This is a genomic window from Terriglobia bacterium (genome assembly GCA_036496425.1).
Lineage (GTDB): Bacteria > Acidobacteriota > Terriglobia > 20CM-2-55-15 > 20CM-2-55-15 > 20CM-2-55-15.
Genome location: DASXLG010000055.1, coordinates 1 through 9,512, shown reverse-complemented (window position 1 = coordinate 9,512; position 9,512 = coordinate 1). Strand labels below are relative to the sequence as shown.

Below are 9,512 nucleotides of genomic sequence, written 5' to 3'. Positions count from 1 at the left end.
CCCGGCACCAGTGGCGGTATGAGAACCCGATCAGGGGCGGGCCGCTGACCAGGATGGAGATCATGAACCACCCGATGCCGGCGGAAGCCAGCGCTACAAAGAACATCGACAACGACAGCAGTGCGACCACATAAATCCTGGAGCGGCCAACGGCCAGGCTCAGCAGGCCGAAGATCGGCACCTGAGCCGCAAGCGATATGACAAACGGCCGCAGAGAAGGAAATCCGAGGATCTTTCCTGGAACCGGCATCCAGTTTACGAGTATCAGAGCAACCGCAAACGCCAGCCAGCCCTCCAGAAGGACGAGCAGCAAGGCCAGTCCATATCTCGATACAATCTGTTCACGCCGGAGCGGAAGCAGGAAGATCAATGGAAGGTTCGCCGCCCCGCGATCCATTTGGATAAACACCATCAGCGCAGCAAGTGGCGTCAGCGTGATCGCATCGGGGATTATTAAAGACGACGGCCGAGTGAACAGGTTGAGGGCCCAGAATATGACCGCGTATACGGCTGCCGATATTAATAAAGATTCCTGAGACGTCCGCATACCCGCCGCAAAGTGCCTTACATGAGACATCACATCGCCGCGCAGCGCACGCGGGCGGTCGAGCCGTTTAGAAAACGTGGTCCATCTGAATAGCTGAAACTTTTCCGGAGTGTCTTTTCCGCGATACTCGAATGACTCCTCGGTCGTAGAGAGCAGGCGCTTGAGCAGTGCTGCGGTGAGCACCAGATCGGCAGCCAGGACAATCGCTGCAGTCGAACGATTCATTCCTTCAGCCCATTTAACGAATGCCCCGTTCAGCATGGTCAGCATCAAAAGCAGGTACACGACTTGAGGCACAAAGAAGTACCCGGCTGAAAATGTAATCAGTGAGAGCGTCCACACAGCGGCCAGCGTAGCAATAGACACATTTGGCGAAACCAGAAGAAACAAAGCCACGGACAACGGGATCAGCAGCAGAACGGCTGTCGAAGTTACCAACGCCGCGAGCACATGCGGCAGTGCATAGCCTGGAATGAGCTTTGAGCGCAACGACGTGAACTGAATCTTCATGTGCTCACCCAGAAGAGCGAAGAATATGGCGACTGCGGGAGCGATAAGAGTCAGGTATGAGGCGGGGTGATTCCCGAGCGCCGTGTATAGCCCTACATAACTGATCACCACGATCGGCATCAGGGCCAATGCATATAGCTGGAAGGCTGAACGCGTGCGATAGGTATCCAACGCGGCGCGAACCTGATCAATCACGGTGAACCTCCACGAAGATGTCTTCCAGATTCAGGTCGCGGACCTCGACGGTCGCCGAGTATGTCTTTTCCAGTTGATGAATCAGGTGGTCGTCCACACCACGGACCGTCAGCAGCGCGTCTCTGTCTTCGGTACGGACGCTGAGAACGCCGGGCACATCGAAAGTCTCCGGCAACCGCCCGCGCCCCGTCAGCCGCAGAGATTTCACGGAATCTTTGAGGTCGTCCATGCTTCCGGAGTAATTCACGGTCCCGCCTTTCAGCAGGACGATGTCGCTGGCCACGCGCTCCAGATCCGACGTGATGTGTGTGGAAAAGACGATGGTCCTGCTGCCCTTCGTCGCGATATCGATGACCGTCGAGAGAAATGTCCGGCGCGCCTGCGGATCGAGGCTGGCGGCGGGCTCATCGAGAATGAGCAGATCGGGTTCGTAGCCCATAGCGAGGAGAAGGCTGAGCTTTTGCCGCTGCCCTTCGGACAATGTGCCGATGTTGTCGTCCGGGTCGAGTTCCCATCGGGACAAAAGCGACGTCGAGAGGGGCGTGTTCCATGTGGGATAGAAAGCCGCGATGTAATTCATCATCTGTCTGACTTTCATCCACGGATAGAGCTCGGCTTTCTGCGGAACATAGCCGATCCGAGCCTTCGTTGGGCCGCTGAGATTCCAGACGTCCTCGCCGAACAGTTTCGCTGTGCCCGTATTGGTTTTCAGCAGTCCGAGCGCGCATTTGAGCAGCGTGGTCTTCCCCGCTCCGTTTTTCCCCAGCAACCCGACGACGCGGCCGCGCGGTATTTCCAGATCGATATGGTTCAGCACGTTCCGACCGTCGAAGGACTTCGAGACAGCTTTGAGCTTCATCATCGATTCCATCATTTCACCTCCAGCTCCCCGAGCATGGGCTTCAGCAGATTCAGGACTTCGTCCGCATCCAGACCGAGCTGATGCGCTTTGACGATGACGTCTTTGAGAAGGCCTTTCAGTTCCTCGCGCCGCTCGCGGATTCCGCCCTTCACCGCGCCCGGGAGGACACGCATACCGTATCCCCTGTCCCGCACGAGTACGCCCTCGCGCTCCAGAAGCGAATAAGCCTTCGACACCGTCATCGGGTTGATCTGGAGTTCTTCGGCCGTATCCCGGACCGACGGCAGCAGATCGCCGGGCTTGAGATTGCCCGAAGCGATCTGAAACTTCACCTGAGTCATGAGCTGCTGATAGATCGGAGCCCCGCCGGAGGGGTAGACATGAAACCGAAACCTGCTTCCCATAGTGTATTAGTATAATAATACACTATTTATATAAAGCAAGCACACAAAGCATTCCGGGCGGGAACGCGGCTGGACACTCCCCCGCCTGAGTCAGGCGGGGGAGTTTGATGGAATTTACTAACCGCTCCGGCGCTCCGCGCCACCCCGCCTTGGAAAGGCGGGGAATGGGACCGCGCAGCCACCTTCCATGCCCGCGCGTAGCGCGCTCCTTACTCATCCCTCGTATCGGCGAGCAGATTGCGGGATGCGTCATGGCGGGTCAGGCCGGTTTCGCCGCCTTCGATGCCGGTGCGGGAGTGCGCCTCGGCGCGCTTTTTCATTTCGGCGATTTTTTCCGCGTTGGCTTTGACGAGTCCGGGGAAGTTCATCAGATCCTTGATCACGAAGCGGTGATCGCGCACCAGTCCGGCGGCGTGTTCGCGGAGCGGGTTGATATGGCGGGTGATCAGGCGTTCGGCGTCGTCCATCCAGCCGGGATCGCCGTAGTGTTCGGCAAGAATGTTCAGGAGGGCGCTGTGAGGCACCACGGCGATGTAGTAGGCGCCGACGATCGGACACTTTTCGAAAATAGCGATGCCGACATCGCCTGTCGCCATCATGCGGTTGGCCTGATTCTTCTCGAGAACGTCACGTACGATGATGCGAACGGTGTTCGTCAGCTTGGCGACGGTCGAAGCGACGCCGATGATCGCGTTCGCGACAGCGGGATCTCCCGCGGCCAGGGCGCCGGCCTTGGCGGCGAACGCGCTGGTGTCTTAGGGGTTGAGGGAAGATCTCAAACGTCCAATCTCCCATGTCGAATGTCTAATGTACTTGTCAAACGACCAGACGATCCAATGACCAAATTGCCAATTCAATCGGTCGTCTGGTCATAGGGTCATTGGGTCATTGGGTCATTGGGTCGTTTGACAGGTAAATTGGACATTCGACATGGGACGTTGGACATTGGACATTGGACAGTTTGGCAGCTTACTTGAACGGCGGAGCGGAATAGACAATCTTTCCGCCGACCATCGTCAGGACGGATTCGAGCTTGCCGATCTCATCCGCGGGCAACGTCATGTAATCCTTGGACAGCACCGCGAGGTCGGCGAACTTACCAACTTCGAGCGAGCCTCGTGTCTTCTCGTCGCGCGAGAACCAGGCGCTGCCGAAGGTATAGAACCTCAGGGCGTCGGCCCTGCTTGGCGTCTCTTCAGGCCCGCGGAGCGCGACGCCCCCGACCGTCTTCCCGTCGATGAACCATTGCAGCGCGGTGAACGGATTGTAGGACGCCACGCGATGCGCGTCGGTTCCGGCGCCGACCGGCACGCCGATCCGCTTCGCCGTATTCACCGGCGGAGCACGCCGCGCAGCCTCCACTCCGTTCTGGCGCTGGAAATTTTCTCCATCGAAGTACATCGCGTCCTGGACGGTCCAGCCCATGCCGAGCGCTTTCATCCGCTGCAGAGTCTTCTCCGAGGCGTCGTTCAAATGCGCAATCGACCAGCGCAGATTCGTGATCGGCACTTCCCTGTTGAGGTCTTCGAACAGGCTCAGCAGATGATCTACCGAGGCATCGCGCGTCCAGTGAATCGTCAGCGACATGCCGTGTCCGGCCGCCCACTTCGCGATCTCCCGGAACGCGGCCTTGTCGGCCGCGCCGGGATTGTCGTTGTTGTACATGCCGAACGTAATGCGCTCGCCGATGCCGTTGAACTTGAGAAACTCGTCACCGAAACCCATGGGAAGCATGCGGGTCAGGCTCTGGTACTCGTCGAACTCCTTGCCTGCGGTCTGGCCGTTCAATGCGAAGGCGACGCGGACGGTCATCTGGCGGTCGTGCCAGACCTTGAATAGCGCGTCGTAGTCGGTTGGGAAAAGATTGTTGCCGCCGGGATCAACGAAGCCGGTGATGCCGAGCCGGTTCAGTTCGGTGAAGAATTTCTTCATGCCGTCGACTTCGTCCTCGGGCGAGGGCTTCGGCAGGCGGTCGAACAGCGCGATGATGCCGTTCTGCGCTCCCGTGACGGCGCCGGTGGTTTGCCCCTGCCCGTCGCGTTCGAAGCGGGCGCCCGCGGGAAGATCGCTCTCGGATGAGATGTTGAGTTTCCTGAACCCGGCGGCGTTCATCAGCGCCCAGCCGTAGCCGAGCTGGATGTAGACGGGATTGTCCGGGGCCGCGGCGTCGACTTCCGCCCGAGTGGGGCGGCGTTGTTCCTTGAACTGCTGGACGTTCCAGCCGCCGGCGACGATGAGCCACGCGCCGGGTTTCATGGTGCGGGCGGCCTGGCGGATGCGAGTGAGAGCTTCATCGAGGGACGGCGCTCCAATCCAGTTCACTTCGGTGCTGAAGCTGAGGCCCGCGCGGATCCCGTGCAGATGCGAGTCGATCAGACCGGGAATGACGGTGCGGCCTTGCAGGTCGATGACGCGGGTCTTCGGGCCGGCAAGTTTGCGGATGTCGGCCGTGCGGCCGACGGCGGAGATCTTCGAGTCCTGAATTGCGATGGCTTCCCTGGTGGAGGAGGTGGCGTCAACGGTGAGGATCTTGCCGTTGATGAGGATGGTGTCGACTTGCGCCCGGGCGGGGACGGCGGAGAGAAGGAGGGCGAGGGTAAGAAGGATTCTGCGCATGGAGGGAGTTTACTGTAGCCGCGGAATGCGAATCGAGCAACATTCCCCTCCGTTTTAAAGGAGGGGTGGGTGCGCGCTCAATAAAATGCCGGGAAGCCTCCTTAGCCGCGCGAACGGGCGCGAAGCGCGAGCCCGATAGGGCGAAGCAGTACTAGGTGGTTAGTAAACGAACCGCGTAAGCGCTCCTTGATTTTTGTTGGAATTTACTAACCGCCCCGTCTGCGCCGCTAAAGAACGGGACCACCTTATTGATGCGCAGCCACCCCGCCTTGGAAAGGCGGGGAATGGTTTCTCCGCGCTCTAACCCCGATTCGCGGTTGCGGGGGCCGCCTTACTTCGGTTTCACCGCGCGCAGCACCGGATAAAACTGGGTGAAGACGTTATCCGTCGCGGCGTGCTGCTTGTGACAATCGACGCAGCCGGCGCTGGCGGGAAAGGGTTCGGCTTTATCGAGGTACTTCGATCCGGCACCGTTGGAGAAACCGAAATAAGCCCAGCCGCCGGGAAACCGGCGGCTGTCTTTCAGCGCGACGTCGAGACCCATGAACTCGCTTTCAAAGGAGCCGTTAAGCGCGGGATCTTTTTTGGTGTCGGACGAAAGCATCTCGAGGACGAGCTCAGTGCCCTCGGGGAATTTACCGGTTTTGGAAAACTCGCGATAGGCTTCGGGCTTGATGTACACGTTGTGATACATCGGCGTGGCGGTCGAAGCGCCGGGCGCGTAGCTCAAGCCCAGAGAACTGCCGGCGAAAACCCACTCGCGGTAATTCGCCGGACGTTCGAGCGTGTACTTGCCGGAATTTTGCGGCGCCGCGATCAGCGCCGCCATTAAGATTAGTTTCTTCACTGTTGCGGACCTTCCTGATTATCGATATCACCTCAAAATTGCAGCCCCCAATTCGATCACGAACCGGGGTTTGGATCAAGGGTGCTGGATCAGACAATCACCTATAAAAAAAGCCTAAGGCATTGTGCCGCAATACTGTGATTGCGTTCGGTCCGCGAAGATTAGCGGCTATAATGACATCCAAGAAGGACGCATGGCCGAAACGTTTCATAAGATCGAACCGGTATCGAAAAAGACAAGGATTGTCAGTCTGATGCAGGACGCCATTATTTCGGGACGCATTCAGGCCGGCGAACAGATTGTGGAAGGCAAGCTGGCGCAGCAATTTGGCGTGGGGCAAGGGCTGATCCGCGAGGCCTTGATCGAGCTCGAGCACCATGGGTTTGTCCAGAGGACGCCGTTCTCCGGAACCCAGGTCCCGAAACTCACTCTCGCCGATGCCCGGCAGATTTTCGACATCCGGATCGAATTGGAACCGCTCGCGGTGTTTCTTGCCGGGGAAAACGCCACGGCACCCAACTTCAAGGAGTTAAAGGACCTTGCCGAAAAGACCCGGGCGGCGAGCAAGGCCGAGGATCTCGACTCCTTTTTTGAGCAGCATTTGAATTTCAGGCGGAAAATCTGGAGCCTGGCGGAAAACCGGTATCTGTATCAGGCGCTGGAGCGCCTGGTGGTCCCGCTTTACGCCCTTTACCTGATCCGGCGTTCCTATAATAAGGCGGGGATCGTTCAGACCGCGTGGGACTGCGTCGAGCATCAGGACAGAATTCTCGCCGCGTATACGCAGGGCAAGCCTGAAGAAGCCAGGCTGATCGCCCGCGATTTCCTTATTAAAATGAAGGACTACCTCGGTACGCGCCTGCTCGGCTCGGAGTAATCCTTCCGTATTTCAGCAAAGAGATTAGCCACAAAAGGCACATAAGGGATCAACGGCTCCCTTATGTGCCTTTTGTGGCTAATCCCTTCTTCCCACAATCTTGTTTACGTCAATAGATTGAAGTATAGTGCCCCGCAACAAATCGGGGGTACAAATGAAAGTCTTCGTCCTTGGGGGGATCTTGTGTCTTTTTGCGTGTACGGCCGCATTTGCGCAGACGGCTAATGCAACATTGGGTGGGTCTGTGTCCGACACGACGGGGGCGTTGCTCCCGGGTGTCTCGATCACGGCGACGAATGCGGGAACCGGCATCGTCAACATGGCGGTGACGAATGAAGCCGGTGTTTATCAATTTGCCAGCCTTCAACCGGGAACCTACCGGATTACCGCGGAGCTTCCGGGATTTCAGTCTCAAATGGCCAAAGCGTTGAAGCTGGATTTCTCCGAGCAGGCCCGATTCAACTTCACCATGCAGGTGGGCGCGATTTCGACAGCCGTGGATGTGAGCGTGGCCGCGGAATCGCTGATCGCATCGTCGGCGACGGTAGGTACCGTTCTTCCCGAATACAAAGTGAAAGACCTGCCCCTGGCAAACCGCGACGTCCTGTCGTTGACGGCCACTATGCCCGGCGTGGTCACCGGCAATCAGACGGCAAGCTTTGCCGGCAGCCGCACCGGCGGCGTCCAGACGATGGTCAATGGTGTCGCCGTCAATGACGGCCGCTACGAAACGGGCGTTTATTCGGCGACACAATTGAGCCCGGATCTGGTCGAAGAAATGCGGATTCTGGTTTCACCCGCCGACGCGGAAACCGGCCGGGGTACAGGCCAGGTACAGGTGTCCACGCGATCCGGTACCAACGAATTCCGCGGCAGCCTGTTTTACACGAACCACAACTCGGCGCTCGACTCGAACAGCTGGTTCAATAACTTTAACGGCGTCAAGACACCGTATTCGAACCGGAATCAATTCGGCGGCCGGATCGGCGGCCCCGTCATCAAGAACAAGACATTTTTCTTCTTCCTGTACGACGGTCAACGCACCGAACAGCGCGCACTGATCAATTCTCCGGTGCTGACGTCGCAGGCGCGGCAGGGCACCTTCCGGTATTTCCCGGGAGTGCAGAGCAGCAACGCAATCGCGGCGAATCCCACAGTCGACCTTCTCGGAAACCCGGTGAAGCCGGCCGGCGCGACGGGAGACCTGGCTTCCGTCAATGTGTTCACCAGAGATCTAAACCGGACAGGCTTCGATACGTCGGGATACATGCAGGCGTTGCTCGCGAAAATGCCGCTGCCCAATAACTGGACGACGGGAGACGGCCTGAATACGGCGAACTATCAGTTCATCCAGCGGCAAAGAGGAACGGAGGGCCCGTTTACCGGCGCCGTCGAGGTGAACCGGGACCAGTTGAACTTCAGGGGCGACCACAACTTCAATTCGAAGAACAAAGTCTTCTTCACGGCCAGCCACGAGCACGTCTGGGCCGATTCGCAGCTTCCAGCCTGGCCGGGCGGCTTTGCCGGAACGACAGTGCGGTATCCCGCATCGTATACGTCGTCGGTCGTCTCGACGATCTCGCCGACTATTCTGAATGAGTTCCGCTTCGGGCTGCGGATCGGCAGCCAGAGAGGGTACGCCGCATACGACCGGTCCGACATCGGCCAGACGGTCGTGGCCAGCCTCCCCCATGTGAACGGTATTCCGTATCTGCCGCGGCCGATCACGTTCGCCGACAATCTCATCACCTACACGGTCGGCAGCCGCGTTCAATCGACACCGCTCTATCAGTATGCGGACTCGATCAGCTGGACGCGCGCCAAACACTCCTTCAAGACCGGCGTGGAAGTCCGCTTCGGATCGAGCAAGAGCCAGCAGGGTTCTCAGGCAATGCCTCTGGCGACCTTCGGCGCAGGCGGAATCGCCGTGCAGGGATTCAACACCATCACGGGCCTGGCGGCCGCGGATCAGACCAATGCGCAGAACCTTCTGCTCAATCTCTCGGGCTCCCTGGCGTCGGTCGCCCAGAGTTTCTTCTTGAACAGCTCGAGCGCTCCGCAGTTCCAGCAGTGGAGCGAAATGCCGAAGATGACGTCCGACGGCTTCCCGCCGGGGAAAATCCGCAACAACCACCAGAACGAAATGAGCGCCTTCTTCAAGGACGACTGGAAAGTGAGCCGGGCGGTGACGCTGAATCTCGGCGTGCGCTGGGACTACTACGGTGTGCCGTGGGAAGCCGGCGGTCTGTTCGGAACGCCGTCCAATAACGGCGGGAACGGCGCGGGAGTGTTCGGCATTACGGGCACGAGCTACGCCGACCTGTTCCAGCCGGGACGCCTGAACGGTTCGCAGACCACGATCCAGCTGGTGGGCAAGAACTCGCCGAATCCGGGCAAACAGATCTATAAGGACGATTACAACAATATCGGGCCGGCAATCGGCGTGAGCTGGTCGGTTCCGTGGTTCGGCAAGGACAAAACGACGTTGCGCGCGGGCTACGGTATCGTTTACACGAGCGGCGGCAACGGCATCAAGTATGACTACACGGTGAACGGCGCGCCTGGAGTCAATGACGACGAAACTTTCACCTCTTCGGGTGCTCTCAATCTCACAAATATCTCGCTGCCGTTGACGCGGGGCACGCCGTTCCAGC

At 58.8% G+C, this 9,512-nt stretch carries 9 protein-coding genes; 3 read left to right on the top strand and 6 right to left on the bottom strand.

Features of this window, described 5'->3' with window-relative positions; translation table 11 throughout:
• From VGK48_03655 to VGK48_03640, 4 genes are all read right to left on the bottom strand, one after another.
• The coding region (locus VGK48_03655) for a hypothetical protein (GenBank protein ID HEY2380259.1) at positions 1 to 1,252 on the bottom strand (1,252 nt) is incomplete at its 3' end.
• Positions 1,245 to 2,126, bottom strand: coding sequence for an ABC transporter ATP-binding protein (locus VGK48_03650; protein ID HEY2380258.1), 882 nt, complete (start codon positions 2,124 to 2,126; stop codon positions 1,245 to 1,247). The genes VGK48_03655 and VGK48_03650, both read right to left, overlap by 8 nt.
• Complete coding sequence (locus VGK48_03645) at positions 2,123 to 2,518, bottom strand: GntR family transcriptional regulator (protein HEY2380257.1); 396 nt, start codon at positions 2,516 to 2,518, stop codon at positions 2,123 to 2,125. The genes VGK48_03650 and VGK48_03645 overlap by 4 nt, the downstream gene beginning before the upstream one ends.
• 209 nt (positions 2,519 to 2,727) lie before the next feature.
• Complete coding sequence (locus VGK48_03640) at positions 2,728 to 3,117, bottom strand: hypothetical protein (GenBank protein HEY2380256.1); 390 nt, start codon at positions 3,115 to 3,117, stop codon at positions 2,728 to 2,730.
• 37 nt (positions 3,118 to 3,154) lie between these two features.
• Between VGK48_03640 and VGK48_03635 the strand changes: the two genes are divergently transcribed.
• Complete coding sequence (locus VGK48_03635; protein ID HEY2380255.1) at positions 3,155 to 3,277, top strand: hypothetical protein; 123 nt, start codon at positions 3,155 to 3,157, stop codon at positions 3,275 to 3,277.
• A gap of 210 nt (positions 3,278 to 3,487) precedes the next feature.
• Here VGK48_03635 and VGK48_03630 read toward each other — a convergent pair whose 3' ends face one another.
• Together VGK48_03630 and VGK48_03625 are read right to left on the bottom strand one after the other, a co-directional pair.
• Positions 3,488 to 5,134 carry an amidohydrolase gene (locus VGK48_03630; protein HEY2380254.1) on the bottom strand — a complete coding sequence of 549 codons (1,647 nt, stop codon included), beginning with the start codon at positions 5,132 to 5,134 and terminating at the stop codon, positions 3,488 to 3,490.
• 331 nt (positions 5,135 to 5,465) lie between these two features.
• The gene (locus VGK48_03625; GenBank protein HEY2380253.1) at positions 5,466 to 5,981 is read right to left on the bottom strand and encodes a cytochrome P460 family protein; all 516 of its coding nucleotides are present in this window, start codon (positions 5,979 to 5,981) and stop codon (positions 5,466 to 5,468) included.
• 193 nt (positions 5,982 to 6,174) lie between these two features.
• Between VGK48_03625 and VGK48_03620 the strand changes: the two genes are divergently transcribed.
• Together VGK48_03620 and VGK48_03615 are read left to right on the top strand one after the other, a co-directional pair.
• A complete protein-coding gene (locus tag VGK48_03620) occupies positions 6,175 to 6,858 on the top strand; it encodes a GntR family transcriptional regulator (GenBank protein HEY2380252.1) in 684 nt (227 codons plus the stop codon).
• A 244-nt stretch (positions 6,859 to 7,102) separates the two neighbouring features.
• A partial coding sequence (locus tag VGK48_03615) for a carboxypeptidase-like regulatory domain-containing protein (GenBank protein ID HEY2380251.1) occupies positions 7,103 to 9,512 on the top strand: 2,410 nt, incomplete at its 3' end.

Excerpts from the sequence above, each read along its gene's own strand:
- VGK48_03650 (HEY2380258.1), bottom strand. The coding sequence starts at position 2,126 with ATGATGGAATCGATGATGAAGCTCAAAGCTGTCTCGAAGTCCTTCGAC.
- VGK48_03645 (HEY2380257.1), bottom strand. The coding sequence starts at position 2,518 with ATGGGAAGCAGGTTTCGGTTTCATGTCTACCCCTCCGGCGGGGCTCCG.
- VGK48_03640 (HEY2380256.1), bottom strand. The coding sequence starts at position 3,117 with ATGATGGCGACAGGCGATGTCGGCATCGCTATTTTCGAAAAGTGTCCG.
- VGK48_03635 (HEY2380255.1), top strand. The coding sequence starts at position 3,155 with ATGATGCGAACGGTGTTCGTCAGCTTGGCGACGGTCGAAGCGACGCCG.
- VGK48_03630 (HEY2380254.1), bottom strand. The coding sequence starts at position 5,134 with ATGCGCAGAATCCTTCTTACCCTCGCCCTCCTTCTCTCCGCCGTCCCC.
- VGK48_03620 (HEY2380252.1), top strand. The coding sequence starts at position 6,175 with ATGGCCGAAACGTTTCATAAGATCGAACCGGTATCGAAAAAGACAAGG.